The organism is Polaribacter sp. 11A2H, assembly GCF_011379025.1.
Taxonomy (GTDB): domain Bacteria; phylum Bacteroidota; class Bacteroidia; order Flavobacteriales; family Flavobacteriaceae; genus Polaribacter.
The window spans coordinates 1-1,030 of the sequence record NZ_WTLD01000044.1; the positions used below are offsets into that span (position 1 = coordinate 1).

1 protein-coding gene is annotated in these 1,030 nt (G+C 29.6%); it reads right to left on the reverse strand.

Annotated features, from left to right (window positions below; translation table 11 throughout):
- Positions 1–203 precede the first annotated feature (203 nt).
- Positions 204–926 carry an SMI1/KNR4 family protein gene (locus GQS58_RS16830; RefSeq protein WP_166388049.1) on the reverse strand — a complete coding sequence of 241 codons (723 nt, stop codon included), beginning with the start codon at positions 924–926 and terminating at the stop codon, positions 204–206.
- Positions 927–1,030: the final 104 nt, after the last annotated feature.

The following is a 1,030-nucleotide window of genomic DNA, read 5'->3' on the forward strand; positions in this document are numbered from 1 at the left end:
ATCAATTTATTTTGTAAGTTTTTTTTAAGAATCGGTAGCTCACGAAAGTAGCACGTTATTGGTTGTAACGTTGTTGTGTATGATTAGTTGCGTTTTTTAAGCACTAAAGTTAGTAAATAAATCACATATAGAAAGTCCGCGAGGACTTTCGTAAATTGGCTAAAACCAAGCAATTAATTATACACGGTGTTAGGCATCTGGCTTTATTTATTTCCTCCGAATAATTTTGATAAAAATCCTTGTTTAACTTTTTTCTCAACAATCCAAATAGGTTTATCTGTTGGTCTTATTATTTTCGTGTTTGCTCCAAATTTTCCCCAAGGAAATCCAGTTTTTATAGGTTTATTTGTCAAATCGGCAATTAAATACATTTCTGGAAATTCAATATTTTTATTTTCAAAATTATAGTCTTTTTCATTCTGTTCCATAATTCCTGTTTTTTCATTCCAAATTTCCATTACAGTTTCCTCGTGAATTATGTTAAGAGTAGATTCTCTTCCTTTTTTTCCGTTTTCATCGATTTGTTCAATAAATTGACTTAAATTTTCTGAATGTTTAACAATAACTGCTGGGTCGTGACAAACATAGTAGACTGAATTCCAATTTCCGCTTGAGTCAATGTCAAGTATCCAAAAATTTCCAAAACCATCTCCTGCAAGTTGAATTGAGTTTGGAAACATTTCTTGAAAACCAAAATATCCATATGTGTCAAAACGAATTTCATCAAATCCAAAAAATTCAAAACCTTTCGAAAATTTAAGAAGTTCTTCAATTTCTTTTGGAATAAAATTATTTGGTAATTGCTTTTTAAATTCAGTAATTTCTACTTCTGTCATTCCTGACAATAATTCCACTTTGTATAAATCTTCATCTTCTGATTCATACTCATTTTTTAAAATAGATTCTAATTTTTCTTTTGGATTCATATTTTTGAGTTGAGTGAGAGCTTGTGCCTAACGTTGTTGTGCTATGGTTTGTTGCGTAAATTTAGCGAAAAAATAATTAAAATACCAGACTTTTATGTGTGCGA

Coding starts and splice junctions, on each gene's coding strand:
- GQS58_RS16830 (WP_166388049.1), bottom strand. CDS start 926: ATGAATCCAAAAGAAAAATTAGAATCTATTTTAAAAAATGAGTATGAA.